This is a genomic window from Streptomyces pristinaespiralis (genome assembly GCF_001278075.1).
Classification (GTDB): Bacteria; Actinomycetota; Actinomycetes; order Streptomycetales; family Streptomycetaceae; genus Streptomyces; species Streptomyces pristinaespiralis.
The window spans coordinates 5418808-5438455 of sequence record NZ_CP011340.1 but is presented as its reverse complement, the minus strand read 5'-3'; the positions used below and the strand labels follow the sequence as shown (position 1 = coordinate 5438455).

Annotated in this window: 11 protein-coding genes and 1 pseudogene; 9 read left to right on the top strand and 3 right to left on the bottom strand. The window is 70.5% G+C overall.

Translation table 11 applies throughout. The annotated features are described in order from the left end of the window. Positions 1 to 87: 87 nt before the first annotated feature. The 4 genes from SPRI_RS23155 to drmB are packed head-to-tail and all read left to right on the top strand — an operon-like array spanning position 88 to position 11859. Positions 88 to 4842, top strand: coding sequence for a sacsin N-terminal ATP-binding-like domain-containing protein (locus tag SPRI_RS23155; protein ID WP_005317071.1), 4755 nt, complete (start codon positions 88 to 90; stop codon positions 4840 to 4842). Beyond that, a complete protein-coding gene (locus tag SPRI_RS23150; RefSeq protein ID WP_182327662.1) occupies positions 4839 to 6746 on the top strand; it encodes a UvrD-helicase domain-containing protein in 1908 nt (635 codons plus the stop codon). Before SPRI_RS23155 ends, SPRI_RS23150 begins: the two co-directional genes overlap by 4 nt. Next, positions 6743 to 10000, top strand: a complete 3258-nt coding sequence (locus SPRI_RS23145) for a helicase-related protein (protein WP_005317066.1) — start codon at positions 6743 to 6745, stop codon at positions 9998 to 10000. The genes SPRI_RS23150 and SPRI_RS23145 overlap by 4 nt, the downstream gene beginning before the upstream one ends. Continuing rightward, positions 9997 to 11859: a DUF1998 domain-containing protein gene (gene drmB / locus SPRI_RS23140; RefSeq protein WP_005317063.1), complete on the top strand. Its 1863-nt coding sequence runs from the start codon at positions 9997 to 9999 to the stop codon at positions 11857 to 11859. The genes SPRI_RS23145 and drmB overlap by 4 nt, the downstream gene beginning before the upstream one ends. 313 nt (positions 11860 to 12172) lie before the next feature. On the opposite strand, the pseudogene SPRI_RS23135 reads toward drmB, so the two are convergent. Continuing rightward, positions 12173 to 12733, bottom strand: a pseudogene (locus SPRI_RS23135) (VWA domain-containing protein); the annotation flags it as partial. A 46-nt stretch (positions 12734 to 12779) separates the two neighbouring features. Then, on the bottom strand, positions 12780 to 13253 hold the full coding sequence (locus SPRI_RS23130; protein WP_037776755.1) for a GNAT family N-acetyltransferase: 474 nt from the start codon (positions 13251 to 13253) through the stop codon (positions 12780 to 12782). Positions 13254 to 13530: 277 nt separating this feature from the next. Between SPRI_RS23130 and SPRI_RS23125 the strand changes: the two genes are divergently transcribed. The 3 genes from SPRI_RS23125 to SPRI_RS23115 all read left to right on the top strand — a co-directional run bounded on the left by SPRI_RS23125 (position 13531) and on the right by SPRI_RS23115 (position 17111). Further along, positions 13531 to 14775: a damage-control phosphatase ARMT1 family protein gene (locus tag SPRI_RS23125; RefSeq protein ID WP_050791734.1), complete on the top strand. Its 1245-nt coding sequence runs from the start codon at positions 13531 to 13533 to the stop codon at positions 14773 to 14775. Between the two features lie 102 nt (positions 14776 to 14877). After that, positions 14878 to 16059 (top strand): alpha/beta fold hydrolase, encoded by a 1182-nt coding sequence (locus tag SPRI_RS40040; RefSeq protein ID WP_078535514.1) that lies wholly within the window; start codon positions 14878 to 14880, stop codon positions 16057 to 16059. Between the two features lie 221 nt (positions 16060 to 16280). After that, positions 16281 to 17111 (top strand): type II toxin-antitoxin system PemK/MazF family toxin, encoded by an 831-nt coding sequence (locus SPRI_RS23115; protein ID WP_050791555.1) that lies wholly within the window; start codon positions 16281 to 16283, stop codon positions 17109 to 17111. Positions 17112 to 17152: 41 nt separating this feature from the next. Here the strand turns inward: SPRI_RS23115 and SPRI_RS23110 are convergent, their stop codons facing one another. Next, the gene (locus SPRI_RS23110; RefSeq protein ID WP_050791554.1) at positions 17153 to 17767 is read right to left on the bottom strand and encodes a COG4315 family predicted lipoprotein; all 615 of its coding nucleotides are present in this window, start codon (positions 17765 to 17767) and stop codon (positions 17153 to 17155) included. A 182-nt stretch (positions 17768 to 17949) separates the two neighbouring features. Between SPRI_RS23110 and SPRI_RS23105 the strand changes: the two genes are divergently transcribed. Both SPRI_RS23105 and SPRI_RS23100 read left to right on the top strand, forming a co-directional pair. Then, positions 17950 to 18888 (top strand): CHRD domain-containing protein, encoded by a 939-nt coding sequence (locus SPRI_RS23105; protein WP_037774563.1) that lies wholly within the window; start codon positions 17950 to 17952, stop codon positions 18886 to 18888. Between the two features lie 183 nt (positions 18889 to 19071). Beyond that, positions 19072 to 19374, top strand: a complete 303-nt coding sequence (locus SPRI_RS23100) for a hypothetical protein (protein WP_037774561.1) — start codon at positions 19072 to 19074, stop codon at positions 19372 to 19374. The last annotated feature ends 274 nt before the right edge of the window (positions 19375 to 19648 follow it).

Here is a 19648-nt window from a genome sequence, read left to right as displayed (position 1 = left end):
CCGGCCGTTCCGACGGCTGGCCCGGCAGGGAGGGAGCCTCGCCGTGTTCCACCTTCCAGCTCGCCTTCGTTCACAGGAGTCCGCGCCATGTCTCAGTCCGTCTCCCCGGTAATAAGTACCGTCCTCGACCAGTCCTCCCGTGTCCTGCAGACCTACGCGGTGGACCCCGGCCTCGTCGCCGAACACGCCAACGGTGAGCGCCGCATCACCCAGGGCGGATACGGCGACCGACAGCTTTTCGAACTCGTCCAGAACGCGGCCGACGAAATTGCCGACCATCCCGGCGGGAAAATTCAGGTCGTCCTCACCGACGCCAACCTCTACTGCGCCAACGAGGGAAACCCGGTGACTCCGGAAGGCGCGGAGACAATTCTTCGAATGAGCATGTCCAAGAAGCGCGGTGGACAGATCGGACGATTCGGCGTCGGGGTGAAATCGGTTCTCGTCGTGACCGACGCGCCGGAATTCTTCAGCCGAACCGGCAGCTTCGGGTTCGACCGGGCCTGGTCGTACGAGCAGATCAAGGCCGTGCCCGGAGTGACAGACCGATACGGCCCGACCTTCGACGCACCGGTGCTGCGGACGGCCCGTCCGCTGGACGACGCGGCGGAGCGCGCGGCGGACCCGATCCTCGACGAGTTGCTGGGCTGGGCGACGACCGTCGTGAGGTTGCCCCTGCTCAAGGGGGCGGACGGACGGTTGGGGAAGGACATGCACGGGGGCGGCTCCTCGGACCGTGAAGAGTTCCCGCCCGGGTTCCAGCTCTTCTCCCCCCATGTCGCCGAGGTGGTTCTCGAGGACCGCCGACCGCGCCCGATGGCCCGTCGCACGCTGACGACACGACAGGTCGGCGACGTCCGCACCGTGTGGGAGGTCCGGACGGGGAAGGCGGCGTCCTCGGAGGAGTGGAGGGTCTTCACCGTCACCCACGAGCCGGGGCAGACGGCCCGCGCGGACGCCGGCGAATTGCACGACCGCGTCACGCTCGATGTCTCCTGGGCCGTTCCGGTACTGGAAAGGGACCCGAAGAGTGGCCTTTACGGCAGCCCGCGTATACGCGGCCGAGGTCGCTTCTGGTCCTTCTTCCCCACCAAGTACGAGATGTCCCTGAGCGGCATGCTCAACGGCGCGTGGAAGACGAACGAGGACCGCCAGAACCTGCTCGACTCCTCCCCCTTCAATCAGGAAATGATCAAGGTGTCGGCTGCGCTGGTGGTCGACTCCCTCCGCCACCTCGCCCCGAGTGAGGATCCGGCCGCCTACCTCCGCCTGCTCCCCGGTCGAGCGAAGGAGTCGATCAGCTGGGCGGACGACTTCCTGACCCGTGAGATCTGGGCCCGAGCCGCCGTCAGCCCTTCCCTCCCCGACCAGGACGGGGTCCTGCGGGTCCCCTCCGAGCTCAGGATCCACCCCCGTCTCGACAAGGACCTCAAGCGCCTCTCCAATTGGCTTCGGATGTGGCACGAGTGCCCCGGACGGCCCGCCGACTGGTTGCATCCGAGCGTCGAGGAGGACTCCCTGCGCTCCGGAAAGGTCGAGCACATCCGCGAGGCGGCCAGGACCGAGCGAGCGGACGTGCGCGAGTGGCTGGAGGCCCTCGTCGCATGCGGTACCGCCGAGGCCTCTGCGGCAGCGATTCGCATCCTCGCGGACATGATCGAGGTGCGTTCCCCGTACGCCGAAGAGGCGCGCGCGGCCCGCATCGTGCTCACCGAGGAGCACGGCCTGGTGGCACCGGTGCCCGGGCAGGTGTTCCGTCGCACCGAGCACGGTGGTCTGCGCGAGTCCCTGGTCTACGTGGTCGACGCGCTCGCCGAGGACCCCTCCCTCATGCACGCGTTGAACCTGCTCGGTATCCGTGAGGCCGACGTCGAGGGTCGCTTCGTCAGCGTCCTCGACCGGGGCTTCGACGGCTACGGCGAGGCCGAGTGGCAGCGATTCTGGGAACTTTTCCGGCAAGCCGGACAGGGGCGGCTGTCCCACCGGCTGCTGGAGCGGGTACCGACCGCCCGCGAAACCCTGCGGGTCCGGACCGCCGACGGCCGGTGGCGTCCCATCAAGGACTGCATGCTGCCCGGACGGGTGGTGAGTGGCGATCGGGACGGATCCGTCGCCGTCGACATGGCCTTCCACTCCGACGACACGACCTTCTTCGCCGAGGTCGGCCTGCGCGAGCGGCCGGTGACGGGGCTGCGACCGGCGGAGGGGGAGGTGTGGTTCGAGGAGTACCGCGAGGCGCTCCACGCCGCATACCTGCGCAAGTTGGACACTCACGCTCCCCGCCCCGGACTGAAAACCATGAAGGCCGAGGGATCGCCGATCGGCGGACCGCTCCATCTGTTCCGCGCGCTCTCCGACGAGTCACGCGCGGCCTTCCTCCAGGCTCTGCCGGACAGCGCGGTGGTCGATCACTGGACCCGCCACTACGGCACCCGGGTCAACACCCGCCAGTCCGTTGTCTCGCCGATCCGCTGGCTGCTGCGCAGGTACGGCACGGTCGAGACATCCCAGGGCATCAAGCCGCTGAAGGAGGCGGTCGGTCCGCAGCTCGTCGCGTACCGGGACGTACTGCCGGTGGCTGTGGGCCTCTCCGAGGAGAAGGCCCGCAAACTCGGCCTGCCGACCACCGTGGACGACGTCCCGAGCGACCGCTGGGACACCCTGCTCAGCGAGGTCGCCCACAGCGAGGACGACACCTTCGTCGGGGCGACCTACGTGATGCTGACCCGCTTCGGTGCAGACTTCCCGGAAGACTCTCTGACCCGTTGCCGGATCGGGGACGAGTGGGGCACCCGCCCCGACGGGGAGATCGCACTCGCCGTCGGCCCCGTCGAGTACCGGGCGCTGCGCGCCGAGCGAATCCCGGCACTCCTTGTGACGACCCCCGAGGACGCCGAACTGATGGCGGAGAAGTGGGGCATGCTCCGCTACACCGACGTGATCACGAAGGAGACGCGGGAAGAGCCGGAAGGCGGCCCGGTTCCGCTGGTGGAGCTGTACCCGTCACTTCGCCAAAGGCTCACCGGTGCCAATCGGAACGCCATGGTCCAGCACTGTACCGAACTGGAGGCGGTCGTCCGTACACCGAACGGCACCCGGGCCTCGGCGCTGGACGCCGTGCGCCACGGGACCACCGTGAAGGTGCGCGTCCCGTTGGGCCGTGAGCCGATGCTGCGGCTCATCGACCGCGAGCTCGGACTCGGGCTCGGTGCGGGGGGCTGTCGAACCGTTCTCGAGCACCAGCAACGCATGGAACGGGACAGCGCGACCCAGGCGGCGCTGAAAGCCGTTCGCGAAGCCGAGGACGTGGTGACCAAGATCGAGCTGCTGATCGGCGCGGATGCCCTGCGCTCCGGGCTGCCCGAAGGGCTCATGGAAGCCGAACTGCAGGAGACCGGCGGCGCGGAGCCGTCCGGGCACCGGATAGCTCAGATGGCGTTCAACGCGCACGGCGACGGGGTGCTCCAGCAGCACGCCCGGGACATCCAGGCCAGGTTTCCCAACGCGCCGGTCGCCTACGGCGGTTCGTCGGCCGCCGTCGCCTTCGTGTCGGACCTGAAGCTGCCGGTGTCGTTCGCCGGTTCCCGAACCCCGTCACCGCCGGCGTACGAGACGGTGGACGGCCCACGGGACTTCCCCCGGCTCCACGACTACCAGGAGGACCTGGTCCGGAACATCACCGCCCTGCTCGACCGGTTGGCCCCGCAGCGCGGAATGCTGTCCCTGCCCACCGGCGCCGGCAAGACTCGGGTCACCGCCGAAGCCGTGATCCGCTGGGTCAAGCAGGTGGGGGATCTGACCGGTCCTCTGCTGTGGATCGCGCAGACCGAGGAGCTGTGCGAACAGGCGGTGCAGAGCTGGAAGTTCGTGTGGAGCAAGGTGGGGGCGGAGCGACCGCTCACCATCAGTCGGCTCTGGGGGAGCAACGAAGTGGGGGACGTCATCGACCACCCGCACCTGGTCGTCGCTACGGACGCCAAGTTGGAGCGCTGCCTGGACACCGATGCGTACGCGTGGTTGCGACAGGCCGCACTGGTGATCGTGGACGAGGCACACACCGCCGTCTCCAAGCGGTACACCGAGATCCTGGGGCACTTGGGACTCACCCAGTACGCGACCGGACGCCATCTTCTCGGTCTGACCGCCACCCCCTTCCGCAACACCAACGAGGAGGAGACCAGGCGTCTGGTCAACCGCTTCGGCAACCGACGGCTCGACGAAGGCGTCTTCCCGTCCGGTGACCCCTACCGTGATCTTCAGCAGTGGGGAATGCTCGCCCAGGTGGAGCACCGCACCCTGGAAGGCGGTCGGATCGAACTGACCCGCGACGAAAAGGTGCAGGCCGACCGGATGGCGATGCTGTCCCGAGCCGCCGAGCAGCGGCTCGCCGACGACCACGCGCGCAGCCGCCGCATCGTCGACGAGGTGGCCTCTCTTCCGCAGGACTGGCCGACCCTGCTCTTCGCCACCTCCGTGGACCACGCCAAGTACCTCGCGGCTCGGCTCAACGACCGCGGTGTCCGAGCCGCCGCCGTGGACGCGACGACCAGCCCTACGGACCGGCGTCGACGGATCGAGGACTTCCGTGCAGGCAGGATCCGCGTCCTCACCAACTACGGCGTCCTCACGCAGGGTTTCGACGCCCCCGCCACGCGCGTCGTGGTGGTGGCCCGGCCCGTGTACAGCACCAACGTCTACCAGCAGATGATCGGTCGTGGCCTGCGCGGTCCGCGTAACGGCGGCGAGGACACCTGCCTGATCCTCAACGTCAGCGACAACATCGAGAACTTCGACACCCAGCTCGCCTTCACCCAGTTCGAGCACCTCTGGAGCCGGAAGTGACCGATGCCTACCTGGACAGCCCTCCGCTCACCGACGAGCAGCGGGCCGTCGTGGAGCAGCCCTGGGGCGCCCGCGTCCTGGTCACCGCCGGGGCGGGAGCGGGCAAGACGCACACCCTGGTACGCCGGCTCGACGCGCTGTGCGGGCACGAGGATCCCGAGGAGGCACTCGAGGCCGCCGAGATCCTGGTGCTGACCTACTCGCGGGCCGCGGCCCGCGAGTTGCGCGAGCGGATCGCACGGCACGGGGAGCGAGCCCGCCGGGTCCGGGCACAGACCTTCGACGCGTGGGCCTACGGGGTGCTGGTCCAGGCGTACCCGGACCACGACTGGGCAACGACCGGCTTCGACGATCGCATCCGGGCCGCCGAGGACGCGGTCGCGAAGGGCGCCCTGGAGGCCGGCGACGCCGTCCCTCCCGCTCATGTGGTGATCGACGAGGTGCAGGACCTGGTGGGTGACCGGCGCCGCCTGGTGGAGACACTCCTCGACCGCTACCAGGAGAGCTGCGGTTTCACCGTGGTCGGCGATGCCGCCCAGTTCGTGTACGGCTTTCAGATCGATGATCCGGCCGAACGCGCCGACGAGACGAACCAGTTCTTCGACTGGCTCCGTGCCTCGTTCTGCGAGGACCTCGTGGAGCTGCGCCTCTCGGAGAACTTCCGTGCCACCACGCCGGAGGCCCGGGTCGCGCTCCTCCACGGCCCGCGTCTCCAACAGGTCACCGACGCCGACGATGCGTCGTCGCTCTACGAAGAGCTGCGTGACCTGCTCCTCGAACCGGTCAACGGCATGGGCGCCCTGACCGAGCCGTTCGTCCTGGACGGGCTGCGTGCTTCTTCCGACACATGCGCGATCCTCACCCGTGACAACCGTCAGGCCCTGGCCGTCTCCCAACTGCTGCACGAGCACGGCATCGAGCACCGCCTGCGTCGGCCGCTGGAGGAGCGCCCGGTCCCGTACTGGGTGGCCGAGCTGTTGCGCCGGACGGAGGCCGCCACTCTTGCCGAGGAACGATTCCGGTCGCTGCTCGCCGCCGTCCCACTGCCGCACGAGCCGGAGCCCGGCGCCCTGTGGTCCGTGCTCCGGCGGGCCGCGCGAGGACCCGGCCGTGGTGCCGTCGACCTGGATCGGCTCCGGCGGCTGGTCGCCGACGGCCGGTTCCCGGACGAGCTGGCCGATCCGGAGACGGCCCGCGTCGTGGTGTCCACCGTGCACAGGGCGAAGGGCCTGGAGTTCGACCGGGTGATCGTCCTGACACCGCCCACCGTGGGCGAACTGCGCAAGCAGTACAAGGACGATCTGGACCTGCCGGCCGAGGCCCGTGCCCTGTACGTGGCGATGACCCGAGCCCGGCAGGACCTGTACCACGCGACGTGCCCGGACCTGCCGATCATCAAGAGGGCGGGCAGCCGGAAGAACGGACGCCGCTATCTCACCACTCTGCAACGCTCGTACAGGCGTTACGGGATCGTCGGTGAAGCGGGCGACGTGTGCTCGGCCGATCCGCCCGGCCATGACACGGACGCCATGGCCGTCCAGGCCTATCTCCTCGACCGGGTCCGCCCCGGCGACGAGGTCGTCCTGCACAAGCGTCACGACCTGCCGCTCGGTGAACAACAGAGTCCGCCGTACGTGCTCATGCACGAAGGGCGGGAGATCGGCGAGATGTCGGAGCGGTTCCGTACGGACCTGTTCCAGGTACAGAAGGTGAGCCGGACCTGGGACCCCTGGTGGCCCGACGAGATCCACGGGCTGCGGGTGGACACCCTGGAGACGGTCACGGGCAGTATCGCCGCCGGTGCCAACGCCGGACTGGGTGATCGGGGCGTGTGGATCGCGCCCCGCATCACCGGTATAGGCAGATTCCGCAAGGCCGACAACGACGAGGAGCAGCGCGCATGACGCACGGGGCAGACCGGCACTCCGAGCACTATCGGGTCCGGGACGAGGAACTCCTGGCGGGGTTGCGCCGCGAGCTGCTGGGCCCCGTCCCCGACGCCGCGCCGGAGGACCGGGACGAGGTACTCACCCAGGACGCGCCGATCGACCGTTACCTGACCGGCGTCCTCTACCCGCGGTCGGCGGATCCCGTCGCCGCGCAGCGGGTCCGTGAGGACGAGGCCGAGCACGAGGGCCTGGACGTCGCTCCCGTACGCACCCGTGACGACGTCGAGGAGTCGGGCACCGCACAGGAACTCGGCGCCGCCGGGGCCCGACGCCCCTCGTCGATGGGCCTGACCTTCGCGGTCGACCCGGCCATAAGCGGGACACTGGTGATCGAAGCGCGGGCCGCCGTCTACGAGCCCACCGACATGGACGGCAGGCCGGTCCCGGCCCGTCGAGCCGAAGCCCGCACCACCTCCGACCAGCAGGAGCACTGGCACCGCAAGGACCTCATGCTGCCGCCGGTGCCGGTCGACGTGACCAGGCCGGACCCCGACCTGAAGGTCGATCTCGCCTCCGGGGTCGCGCTGCGCGTGAATGTCCGGCGCCCCGACCCGGTCACCGGCACGGTGACGGTCACGGTCACCCTGGTCAATACCCACCGCATCGGCGAGCGGGAGCTTCAGGACGCGTTCTCACTCTTCCAGTGCGGGCTCACGGTCCGCGCCGCCGACGGCTCCAGCGCCTTCGTCGAGCGCCTCGCCCCGGCCGCGGCGCACGATCCCGAGGTCGCCACCAGCCGACTGCTCCACCGGCATGCGCCGACCTTCGCCGTCGGTCACGGCTGCGCCGCCGAATGGGACTGGGCGCCGCCACCGATCGGCATGACCGACTCCGTGCCGGCCGCGGTCACAGAAGTACGCAGCGAGTTCGTGCCCTCGGTCGAGGTGCTGCTCACCGACTCCAACCCGGAGATCGATAGTTCCGCCCTGTCGATGATCGGCCTCGCAGAGGGCCCCGATGCCGACATACTGGCCGCTCTGAACGCGCTCGCCACGGGCTACGAACGTTGGATCGAGCGCAAGGCGGCCGAGGTGGCGGCCATGGCGGGCAGCAACCACGAGAAGCCCGCCCGCGACCAGGTGAAGGCCTGTGGCGAGGCACTCGGCCGGATCCGCGAAGGTATCGAACTTCTGCAGGAGAAGCCCGACTTGATGCGGGCCTTCAGGCTCGCCAATCGGGCCATGGCCGATCAGCGTGCGCGCAGCGCCTGGGTCAAGGGCGGCCGGGTCGGCACCCCCGACCCGGTGGGTGGCCGGTGGCGGCCCTTCCAGATCGCCTTCGTGCTGCTCTGCCTGGCCGGTATCGATGACCCCGAGCATCCTGACCGCAAGGTGTCCGACCTGCTGTGGTTCCCCACCGGTGGTGGCAAGACCGAGGCGTACCTCGGGCTGATCGCGCTCACCGCCTTCCTGCGCCGGATCCGACGGGGCGCGACGGGTGGCGGGGTGACCGTGCTCATGCGCTACACACTGCGCCTGCTCACCCTCCAACAGTTCGAGCGTGCCGCGATCCTGCTGTGTGCCATGGAGCGGATGCGCCGCGACGCTCCTGCGGAACTGGGCGTCGAGGAGTTCTCCCTCGGCATGTGGGTCGGCCGCTCGGCCACCCCCAACACCTTGAAGAAGGCCGACGGCAAGCTCACCGAACTCCGTGCGGACCTCGACAAGCGTCTCACCACCGAGAACCCCGTCCAGTTGCACACCTGTCCCTGGTGCGGCACCCGCCTCGACGCCCGCGACTACGAGGTCGACCTGGACGCCGAGCGGATGTACGTCCGTTGCCCCGGCTCGGACTGCGACTTCGCCGACGGTCTCCCCGTCCATCTGATCGACGAGGCGGTGTACGCCGCCCGCCCGACCCTGGTGATCGCCACCGTCGACAAGTTCGCTTCGATGCCGTGGCGTCCGGCGACCGCCGCCCTCTTCAACCTCGACGACCCGTCCGACGGCACTCCGCCGCCGGAGCTGATCGTGCAGGACGAACTTCACCTGATCTCCGGTCCGCTGGGAACGCTCACCGGCCTTTACGAGACCGCGGTGGACGCACTCGCCGGCCGCCCCAAGGTGATCGCGTCGACCGCGACCATCCGGCGGGCCGCCGAACAGGGCAGCAGGCTCTTCGACCGCTCGGTGCGCCAGTTCCCGCCCGCCGCCCTGGACTCGCGCGACTCGTGGTTCGCCGTCGAGACCTCGCGTGAGGAGAAGGCGAGCCGCCGCTATGTCGGCCTGTTCGCCCCCGGGACCAGTCAGTCCACCCTGCTCATCCGCACGTACGCCACCCTGTTGCACCGGGCTCAGCAGGCGGGGACCGACGACGAGGTACGCGACGCGTACTGGAGTCTCGTCGGCTACTTCAACAGCCTTCGGCTCCTGTCGGCCGCCGAGCTGCAGGTCCACGACGACGTGGTGGCCTACCTGGAGCTGCTCGCCGAGCGCGAGGGCGTCGGCGTCCGCTCCGTCGCCAACTACTCGGAGTTGACCAGCCGGATCGACGCAAGCGAGATCCCGACCCGTCTGAAGGGCATCGAGCGGAAGCTGCCCCACGAGGACACCGTGGACGTGCTCCTCGCCACCAACATGATCGCGGTCGGTGTCGACGTGGACCGCCTCGGCCTGATGGCCGTGATGGGACAACCTCAGACCACCGCCGAGTACATCCAGGCCACCAGTCGTGTAGGCCGTGCCCATCCCGGTCTGGTGGCCGTGATGCTCAACGCGGCCCGCTCTCGCGACCGCTCGCACTACGAGAACTTCCTGCACTTCCACTCAGCCCTGTACCGCGAGGTGGAGTCCACCTCCGTCACCCCCTTCTCCGCCCGTGCCCGAGAGCGCGGCCTGCACGCGGTGATCGTCGCCCTGGTCCGCATCCTGATCCCGGACGCCCGCCCCAACGACGCCGCCGGCCGGGTCGAGTCCTACGAGCATCGACTCCGTCAGGAGATCAAGGAGCTCCTCCTCGATCGCGTCGCCCGCGTCGTCCCGGAGGAGACCGACGCCGTCGCACGCGCATTCGACGAGTTCGTCGACTGGTGGTGCGCCGAGGCCGACGTGCACGGCGGCCTGCTCTTCGAGCCGATGAGGGGCAACCGCACACCGTCGCTCCTGAAGTCGTACGACGACGAGTCGCAGGACGCCGAAGCATGGCGCACCCTGTGGAGCCTGCGCGACGTCGACGCCGAGTCCGCCCTGTTCATGGAGGCATCCCGATGACCCCGCCCCCCGCTCGTCGTCGCCGCACCGGCACGACCGGCCAGGCTCCCGCCCACAACCTGCTCCGCCGGGGCGCGGTCCGCCGCTCCCAGATGATCACCACGTACGGCGTCGGGTCACTGATCGCCGTCGACCACGAATCCTTCGTCGTCTCCGGTCTGGACGGGGCCGACACACACTGGACCGACGACGAATCCCCCCGGATCCACGAGCGGCGGCTCGCTCGTCTCCTCGGCGTCCAGCACTTCCGACTCCCTCCTGCCTCCGACGACACCAGCAAGGACGGGGTCCGGGTCCGCCGTTTTCCGATGATGCACTCCTGCCCCGAATGCAGTGAGCTGCGTCGGCACCGCGACTTCAACCCGCCTTCCGGCAGGAGTGTCTGCGGCACGTGCGAGGCCGACCTGGTCCCCTCCCGGTTCGTCATCGCATGCGAGGCAGGGCACCTCGACGAGTTCCCTTACTGGCACTGGGTGCACCGCGCGGCCGGTGCGAGCTCGACCACCGCGGGCCGATGCGGGGGAATCCTCAAGCTCCACTCCTCCGGACGCAGCTCCTCCCTCCGCTCGATCATCGTCTCCTGCAGCTGCGGGGTACCTGCGGTCTCGATGGAGGGATCCTTCAGGAAGAGTGCGCTGAAGGATCTCGGCCTTCGCTGCCGCGGCACGCGGCCGTGGCTCGGTGCGTCCGTCCCGGCCCAGTCGTGCGGTCTGACTTCCCGCACTCTTCAACGCGGTTCCTCCGCCGTGTGGCAACCGGTGCTGAAGTCGGCGCTCTCCATCCCACCGTGGAGCGACGGCCGCGCCGATCCACTCGCCGAGCACTGGGACGAACTCCGCAAGCTCAACGGCCGCGCCGAGGTCGAGATGTGCCTCAAGTTCGCTTTCAAGGGCGAGAGCCCGGTCCCCGTCGACGAGGTGATGGCTCTCCTGGACGCCGAACGCGAGGAGGACCCCGCAGGAGACGAGGCCCCCACCTTCGACCACCGTTACCGCGCCTTGCGCCACAAGGAGTACGAGCGGCTCCGGGCCGGTAACGACGAACGCGAGCGCTCCCGCGGCGAGCAGTTCATCTGCGAGTCTCCGCTCGGCGACCCGACACCCTTGCACCCGCTCGGGGTCACCGGTCCCATGCTCGTGAAGAAGCTCCGCGAGGTCCGCGCTCTCAAGGCGTTCACCCGGCTCGCCGATCCCGACTCGACGACCGAGGTCAACGAGGCCACGCTCTCCTCGTCGGCACTGTCCTGGCTTCCCGCCATGGAGGTCCGTGGCGAAGGCGTCTTCCTCCGCCTGGACGACGACCGCCTCGGCGCGTGGTCGCACGCGACCGCCGTGGCGGCGCGGGTCGAACGGATACGCGCCGCGCATCAGAGGGTCATGGAACAGCGCGCCTCCGACCCTGGCCAGGTCCTCCCCTCCCCGGCCACGCCCCGCATGGTGCTGCTCCACACCCTGTCCCACGTGCTCATCAACGAGTGGAGCCTCGACGCCGGTTATCCGGCCGCAGCCCTTCGTGAGCGCCTTTACACCGACGACGACATGGCAGGGATCCTTGTCTACACGGCGACCAGCGACTCCGCGGGCAGTCTCGGTGGGCTCGTCGCCCAGGGCGAGCCGGACCGCCTGGCCGCGACCGTCCGCTCGGCGGTGCGGCGCGCCGCATGGTGTTCCTCCGACCCTCTCTGTGTCGAGTCCGAGGCATCCGGCACAGGGGGCACCAACCTCGCGGCCTGCCACGCCTGCGTGATGCTCCCGGAGACGAGCTGCGAGCACAACAACATCCTGTTGGACCGCGCGCTGCTCGTCGGCACTCCGGAAGACCCTGGACTGGGCTTCTTCTCGAGCATCCTGGCCGGCTGAGGTCCGTCAGGTGGGCGGACACCGGCATGGTTCGGTGCGCCGCACCACGGACACCCTCAGCGGTGGGACCGGAACGGTGGCTGGCACTTCCTTTCCGGCCCCGCCGCTGCGGCTGCGGCTGTGCACGACCTTCACAGGGCGATACGCCTGGAACCGAGCGTCCAGAAGAGGCCTGGGCGGCAGTGGCCGCCGGTCGGACCGGCTCGTCGGGCACTGCGCATCGAGCCGTCGAGCCGTCCGTCCGCAACATGTGCGGTCCGCGCCTCGCGGAGGCGGCCGGCGGTCGGCGCCTGCCTGGACGTCGCAGCACCGGTCAGATCACTCGGAAGAGGTCCGCCGCCGCGTGGACCTCCGTCAGGTCCTCGATGGAGCGGAGGTAGTCGCACAGCACCTCCAGGACCGAGCCCGCTTCGGCGGCGCCTGCGGCGCCGATGGCCATGCCGAAGACCCGGAAGCCCAACCGGTGCTTGGCGTCGTTCCAGCCGCGCATCCATTCCTCGGTGACGCCGCACTCGTCGTCGGTGATCATCACGATGTCACCGCGCTTGCGGGGCGGCGTCGTCGAACGCGTCCGCGAAGAGGTCGCTCGCCACCGTCAGCGGCCTCTGACAGCTGGTGCCACCGCCGAGGAAGGTCTCCGCGAAGTCGAGGACCCCGTGGATGTCGGCGGATCGTCGGCCGGGAAGCGGAAGACCTGGATCTTGTCGGCGGAGGAGAACAGGATGCCGACGAAGTCCCGCCCCGCGTGGCGGGCCTGGTCCAGCAGCGCCAACGCGCACGCCGTGGCCCACGCCTCCCGTGTAACCCCGCCCGGCCCCTCCATGTACATGGAGTGCGACGTGTCCACGCACGCGATGATCGCGCTCTGGCCGGTGGTCCCGGTCCGGGCCAGACGCGCCGCCCGGACCCGGCGTCACAGGTCAGGCGACCGTCAACCGGTAGATCTGCCGAGAGCCGCCCTCCGGCCCCGGTTCCGTGGCCTCGGCCGGGGTGAATCCCAGGCGTTCGTAGAAGACGCGGGCGCCGCTGGTGACGGCTCCCGGGTGGTCGGGGCCGAAGGTGACGACCTCGACCGTGGCCGGGCCGCTCCGTACGAAGCGGCTCATCGCCTCCGCCATCAGCGCCTTGCCGACGCCCCGGCCCCGGGCCTGTGCCGAGACCACGAGCCAGTGGACGTGGTGCGCCGGGTGGCTCGGGCCGAACAGGAGACCGCCGAGCAGTTCGGATCCCTCAGGACCCTCCGCCGCGACGAGCGCGGTCGACCGGACGATGTGCTCGGTCACCGCCTGGTGGAAGCCCGGGTCGTCGACCATCGGACCGAACCAGTCCTCCACCTGGGCCGCGAGTCCCAAGTACCCCTCGAAGTCGTCCTTCTGTGCCGTCCTGATCTCCATCACAGAAGTCTGGCACGACGGACGCCGATCCCCGCCTCCATCGAGCGGCGGACGGCGTGCGGCGACCGGCACACGGCAGGCCGCAGGTGGCCGACGCTCCGGCAGCGGGCCGGGCCGTGTGCGCGGAGTCCGGCGTCCGGCGGGTACGGTCGCCCCGTGCCGGGGGCGCGACACGGCTCGCTGCCACCCGCAGGGCGACGCGCGGGACGGCCCCGCAAGCCCGGTCCGCCCGCACCGGCCCCGGTGGCCCCTGACGACCGAGGAGTACGTGAACCCGATGCCCGCGAACGACGCCGACGCACCCCGCGTGCCCGGCTCACCCGACACGTCCACGCCGCCCGCCGCGCCCGTGATTCTGAGCAACGGACCCGGGTCGTTCGCCCGGGCCGTCCTGGCCGAACGCCACCCCGTGCTGATCCGGCAGGTGCGCGACGCGTTCCCCCTCGGGCCCGCGCAGCACGCCGCCCTCGACGCTCTGCTCGCCGAGGCCACCGAAGGCGTGATCGAGCCGCTCGGCGCGGACGCGCACGACCGCGAGCGGTGGGCGGCGTGGGGGCAGGGTTACTTCGGCCGGTCCTGGTTCGACGTTCCGTTCCTGTGGGCCGAGAGCTACTTCTACCGCAAACTCCTCGGCGCGCTGGGTTACTTCACGCCCGGCCCTTGGCATGGCATCGATCCCTTCGGCCCCTTCAAGGCCGCCGAACTGGCCGGCAAGCTGGTCGACGAGGAACTCACCGCCCTCGACGACCTGTCCGGACGGCCCGCCGACGTCCAGGCCGCCGCGCTCCTCCTGGGATCCCTCTGGGGAAACCGCGCGGACCTCGGCTTTCGTATCGACTCCGGCGGTGCCCACGAGTCGACGGCCCTCCGCGCGGATTCGGGGCTCGTCGCCGACGAGAGTGCACGGCTGTGGTCCCTCCTGCCGGTCGGCGGCGGGGCCACCGTGCACCTCGTCGCGGACAACGCGGGCCGGGAGCTGATCCCGGACCTCGTCCTCGTCGACCACCTGCTGCACACGGAGCGGGCCGCGGAAGTGGTCCTTCATGTGAAGCCGCAGCCGTACTACATCTCCGACGCGACCATGTCGGACGTCATCCACAGCCTGCGCCGGCTCGCCCACGCGCCCGCTGCCGGTTACGCCGCGGAGACCGGCCGGCGCCTGTGGGCCGCGATGGCCGACGGACGGCTGAGGGTCGGCGCGCACGAGTTCTTCTGCGCCCCGTTCCCGTACAGCGCGATGCCCGACGACCTGCGGGAGCAGTTCGCGGCCGCCACGGTGACCGTATTGAAGGGCGACCTGAACTACCGCCGCCTCGTCGGTGACCAACTGTGGTCCCCGACCACACCCTTCGCGGAGCGGACGGCGTACTGGCCGGGCCCGGTCGCGGCGCTGCGCACGTTGAAGTCGGACGTGATCACCGGCCTGGACCGCGACGTGCTGACCGCGCTCGAGGGGAGCGGCGAGGCGTGGCGCACCAGCGGGACGCATGCGTTGGTGCAGGTGGACGACCGGTCCCGCTGAGTGGGCTCAGCGGCGGCACGGCACGTCAACCACCTGCCTGTTCGTGTCGCGCACGAAGCACCGGCGCACCCGTTGTCAGTGCCCTGCGGCATCCTGCATCGCATGGCACCGTACACCCTGACCGGCATCGAGAACGCTCTGCGCGCCTCCTGGGCGGCCGACACCTGTTCCCCCGACGATCTCGAACGCGCCGGGTGGAGCGGCGACAACCCGGCCTGGGGACACTGCGACATCACGGCCCTGGTCGTGCACGACCTGCTCGGCGGTGATCTCGTCGTCGGCGAGGTGCACCTGGGCGGTGATCAGCACGGCTTCCACTGGTGGAACCGGCTCCCCGACGGCACCGAGATCGACTTCACCCGGGACCAGTTCCGGCTCGGCCAGACCGTCACCGCCGGGCGTAGCGTCACCAGGCCCGCGGGCCGGCCCCGGCGTCGCGCGGAGGAGTACGAGTTGCTGCGCGGCCGGGTCCACGCCCATCTGGCCGGCGGCCCGACAGGCGCGCGGCAGCCGGAGGAACCGATACGTGCGGCCTTCGACGCGGGCGGGCACCGGCTCTCCTACCTGGACTTCGGAGGGCCTGGCCGGCCGCTGCTCGCCCTGCACGGGCACTTCTGCGAAGGCCGTACGTTCACCGCCCTCGCCGCCGCGCTCGCCCCCGACTGGCGGGTCATCGCCCTCGACCAGCGCGGCCACGGCCGGTCGGACCGGACACCCGAGTACGACCGGGACGGCTACGTGCGGGACGCGGTGGCGCTTCTCGAGCACCTCGGGCTGGAGGAAGTCGTGGTGCTCGGGCACTCGCTGGGCGGCCTCAACGCGTACCAGCTCGCGGCCCGCCACCCGCAGGCGGTGCGCGCGCTCGTCATCGAGGACGTAGGCGCGGTCGTGGCGGACGACCTGTCGTTCTGCCTGTCGTGGCCGCGCCGGGCGCCGACCCGCGCGGCACTGGTCGAGGCTCTCGGGGACGCCGTCCGCTACCTGGCGGACGCCGTACGGGAACACCCGGACGGCTGGGGCCTCGCCTTCGAACCGCGGGACATGGTCACCTCGCACGCGCACGTCCGGGGCGACCACTGGGACGACTGGCTGGCGAGCGACTGCCCCGCGCTGCTCGTCCACGGCACGGACAGCGATGTGCTCGGCGCGGAGCACGCGGCGGCCATGACCATCCGCCGCAAGAACACCCGGCTCGTGTCACTCCCCACCGGCCACACGGTGCACGACACGGCTCCGGCGGAGTTCGCCACGGCCGTACGGGAGTTCCTGGCGCAGCTGCCGTAGGCACCGGGCACCACGACCGGGGCACCGAAGGCTCCCGGCACCGAACGCCCCAGGTCCCAAAGGCTCCGGAAGGGACGGCCCAGCCTCCGGAGGCACCGGCACCGTGCCTGGTCCGGCTGCCGAGAACTCCTTCGCCGGGCCCCCTCTTGCCCTACCCTTCCGGTCAGGGAGTGCGGGATGCCGCCGACGCGGGGGAACGCGGGGATCAGGGGGGAGGGCTCGTGGCCCGACGTGACGACACGTCCTGCGCAGGGATCGGCTGCGCGGGGTTCTTGATACTGGTGGTGTGCGTCGTCGTCGGCAGTCTGCTGGCGCAGCCGGTGCTCATGCCCGATCTGCTGTCGGTCCAGACGCCACCCCAGAAGCTGAGCGGGGCGGGCCAGTACCTCGCCGTGTACGGCGTCTCCGTGGTGACCGCCGCCGTCCTCGCCGTGTTCTCCGGCCGTAGCCGGCGGTTCGTGTGGTGGGTGGTCCTCGGCCGCACCGCCCTCTATCTGGGCGCCGGCTGGTCCGCGATGCTCTGGGCCGAGGCACAGGTCGACTCGCCGTACTGGAACATCCGCGGCCTCGCCGTGAGCGGAGCGACGGGTGTCGCCGCGTTCGTCGTCCACCGCGGGATCCGCTGGTGGGACGCGGCCCGCGCGAACCGGGCCCCCGGCAGCCGGCTGGGCCGCCGGCCGGCCCGCGGCGAGGTGTGGCTCGCGATGGTCCCGTACCGGGAGTCGGACCAGGCGGCGCAGCACTACTGCGTGGTCCTCCGGACGCGCGCCGGCCACGCCGAGGTCCTCCAGATCACCTCGAAGAACAAGGACGGCCGCGCGGACCACATCCGCATCCCCAACGCCGGCTGGGACCATGTCTCCGGTCGTGACCACTGGGTGGAGATCGGTGTCCCCCCGCGTCCGGTCCCCTACGCCGACTTCCTCAAGTCCCGCCCTCAGGGCCGCTGTCATCGCGCCACATGGCGACAGCTCCGCGCGTCGGCTCCCGCGGGTGCGACCGGGGGCCGCGGGCGCGCCCTGCTGTCACGCTTCACACAGGGCGGAGCCTGACCGGACGGCAGGAAGCGGAGACGGTGGCGGCAACCTGCCTGTCACGCATGCGACTTGATGAGCTTGCCGTCCGCCGCGACCACGAACCACTCGCCGTCCAGACCTTGGCCGTTCACATCCCCCGCCGTCACGTCGCCCACGTAGTAGTAGAGCGGCCAGTCGCCGTAGACCGCCTGTTCGGCGCCCGCGCCGAGCTTGATCTCCTTCAGCAGCGACGCGTCCGTGCCCTCGCCGGCCGTCACGTCCTTGGCGGAGATCAACGCCGGCCATACCGCGATGCAGTCGGAGTCGCAGTTGGCCCGGCCCGGCTTGTCCTTGGTGAAGCCGTACAGCGTGCGGCCCTGGTCGTCGACGAGGATCGTGCCGAGGTCCGACTCCGCGGTCCTGACCGAGATGGCGGGGGCGGGCGGCTGCTTCGGCGGGGCCGTGGCCGTGGACCCGTCGGCGGCGGGCTGCTCACCGGCGGGTTCCTCCGCACCCGATCCGTCCGGGGACGCGGCCGGAGCCCGGTCCGCCGGCTGCCCCTCGGCGCCCGCTCCGTACGACGGGCCCGAGCCGCCGGAGTCCTCGCACGCGGTCACGGTGAGCAGCGCCAGCGCCATCAGCGGGGCTGCGATCAGGGCCTTGGTGCGGCCACGGTTCCGGGTGCTGCGCATGGTGGGATTCCTCGGCTTCCGGGTGGGTGGACAGCTGTGCGTACGGCGGGTGGTACGGCCTCGACTGAGCGGCTGTTCAATCGGATTCAGCGAATTCCTCATTTGAACGGGCCGCCCGGGCGACGCGTACAAGACCCCGACCGACCACGACCGGTCGGCCCCGAATGAGAGGTTCATCCGCAATGCACAAGCGCACTCTCGCCGTGCCGGCCGCCGCCCTCGTGCTGGCCGTGGCCGGTGTCGTCCCCGCAGTGGCGCACGACAGCCATGGAGGGGGGCGGAGCAGTTCGCAGACCGCCGCCACGTTCACGAAACCCAGCCATGGCAAGGCCGTCACGTTCGCCGTCGTCATGACCGGCGCGCACGAGGTCCCCGACGCGAGCGGGGCGGCCGTGAACGACCCCGACGGCAAGGCGGTCGCCCTGATGCAGGTGAAGGGCGACCGGGTGGTCTTCGCGATGCAGTGGCAGGGCTTCGTACCGAGCCAGGGCCACATCCACGAGGGGGCCGCCGGTCAGAACGGCGATGTGAAGGTGCCGCTGTTCGGTACCGCGATGCCCGAGTCGCTGCATTCGGCGGCGGGGCACACGACCGTCACGGACGCCGCGCTCGCCAAGAGCCTGATCGAGCATCCCTCCGGGTTCTACATGAACCTGCACAGCGAGGAGTTCCCCGGCGGAGCCGTGCGCGGCCAGCTGAAGCAGCTCCACGAGAACATCAACCCGCTCCACATCATCAAGGGCGGCAAGCTTCGTGCCCTGGCCAACGGCGCGCAGGAGGTCGCCAACAACGACGCTACGAAGGTCAACGACCGGGACGGGAAAGCGGTGACGTTCCTGCACCCCAAGGGGACGACCGTCGACTTCTCGCTCGCCTGGGCCGACATCAAGGCCCCCGCCGCCGCCCACATCCACAAGGGCGACTTCGGCAAGAACGGCGACGTGGTGCTGGGCTTCTTCGACAAGCCGGTACCGGAAAGCCTGTTCGCCGTCTCCGGCCAGCTGCACGACCAGCACGCCGGACTGGTCAAGGAGATCCGGGACAACCCGTGGGGCTTCTACTCCAACATCCACACGGAGGAGTTTCCCGACGGTGCGGTGCGGGGCCAGCTCTTCCACTAGGACGGGGACGTCCTAGGCTCGGAACGGCGCAACGGCACAACGGGCCGTGTGACCGCACGACGGCACGGCCGTACGGCGGCACGACGGCACGACGGCACGACGGCACCCGAGTACAGCCGACGACCCCGTCGGCGCGGGCCGCACGTCGGCACGAGGACAGCGAAAGCGCGAGAGGCGGCAGCAATGGCCAGGGTTCCAGCAGCGGCGGTGGCGGCAGGCGGACTCGTCGGCGGGTACGGAGTCGCCCGCTGGACCAGGAAGCGTCCCCTCGGCGGGGTCGCGCTCGCCGCGGCGGGTGCCGTGGCCGCCCGGCAGTGGCACCAGGACGCCGGGCCGAAGGCGGCCGCCGGGCTGAGCGCCGCCTACGTCGCCGCGTTCGCCGGGTCGCACCCGCTCGCCAAGAAGGTCGGCGCCTGGCCGGCGGTGTTCACGGTGGCCGCCGGAGTGGCGCTGGCCTCGTGGACGGTCACCCGGCGCAGCAGCTGACCCGCCACGGGGACGAGCGCACACCGCGTCCGGCACGGGGACGAGCCCACACGATGTCCGGCATGGGGACGAGCCCACACGATGTCCGGCACGGGGACGAGCCCACACCGCGTCCGGCACAGGGACGAGCCCACACGATGTCCGGCATAGGGACGAGCCAAGCGGTGTCCGGACGGGCGACGGGGCAAGTGCGGTGGCGGCACGGCTGACGGCACGGGCTCCGAACACGGTCCGGCCCGGACTGAACATCTGCCGCCCCCCGCACGTATTCATC

What these genes read in the sequence shown, in the direction of transcription:
- SPRI_RS23130 (WP_037776755.1), bottom strand. Translation starts at nt 13,253, where the DNA reads ATGGAGATCAGGACGGCACAGAAGGACGACTTCGAGGGGTACTTGGGA.
- drmB (WP_005317063.1), top strand. Translation starts at nt 9,997, where the DNA reads ATGACCCCGCCCCCCGCTCGTCGTCGCCGCACCGGCACGACCGGCCAG.
- SPRI_RS40040 (WP_078535514.1), top strand. Translation starts at nt 14,878, where the DNA reads ATGGCACCGTACACCCTGACCGGCATCGAGAACGCTCTGCGCGCCTCC.
- SPRI_RS23105 (WP_037774563.1), top strand. Translation starts at nt 17,950, where the DNA reads ATGCACAAGCGCACTCTCGCCGTGCCGGCCGCCGCCCTCGTGCTGGCC.
- SPRI_RS23125 (WP_050791734.1), top strand. Translation starts at nt 13,531, where the DNA reads ATGCCCGCGAACGACGCCGACGCACCCCGCGTGCCCGGCTCACCCGAC.
- SPRI_RS23155 (WP_005317071.1), top strand. Translation starts at nt 88, where the DNA reads ATGTCTCAGTCCGTCTCCCCGGTAATAAGTACCGTCCTCGACCAGTCC.
- SPRI_RS23145 (WP_005317066.1), top strand. Translation starts at nt 6,743, where the DNA reads ATGACGCACGGGGCAGACCGGCACTCCGAGCACTATCGGGTCCGGGAC.
- SPRI_RS23110 (WP_050791554.1), bottom strand. Translation starts at nt 17,767, where the DNA reads ATGCGCAGCACCCGGAACCGTGGCCGCACCAAGGCCCTGATCGCAGCC.
- SPRI_RS23100 (WP_037774561.1), top strand. Translation starts at nt 19,072, where the DNA reads ATGGCCAGGGTTCCAGCAGCGGCGGTGGCGGCAGGCGGACTCGTCGGC.